This is a genomic window from Vibrio sp. TMPB1044 (assembly GCF_030442075.1).
GTDB lineage: Bacteria > Pseudomonadota > Gammaproteobacteria > Enterobacterales > Vibrionaceae > Vibrio > Vibrio satsumensis.
Genome location: NZ_JAUJED010000033.1, coordinates 1 through 365, shown reverse-complemented (window position 1 = coordinate 365; position 365 = coordinate 1). Strand labels below are relative to the sequence as shown.

The 365-nt window shown below is 53.2% G+C and carries 1 rRNA gene; it reads right to left on the bottom strand.

The window, feature by feature from the left end:
* Nucleotides 1-365, bottom strand: a 16S ribosomal RNA gene (locus tag QQ041_RS20245); the annotation flags it as partial.

Here is a 365-nt window from a genome sequence, read left to right as displayed (position 1 = left end):
GGCCACAACCTCCAAGTAGACATCGTTTACGGCGTGGACTACCAGGGTATCTAATCCTGTTTGCTCCCCACGCTTTCGCATCTGAGTGTCAGTATCTGTCCAGGGGGCCGCCTTCGCCACTGGTATTCCTTCAGATCTCTACGCATTTCACCGCTACACCTGAAATTCTACCCCCCTCTACAGCACTCTAGTTCACCAGTTTCAAATGCAGTTCCGAGGTTGAGCCCCGGGCTTTCACATCTGACTTAATGAACCACCTGCATGCGCTTTACGCCCAGTAATTCCGATTAACGCTCGCACCCTCCGTATTACCGCGGCTGCTGGCACGGAGTTAGCCGGTGCTTCTTCTGTTGCTAACGTCAAGA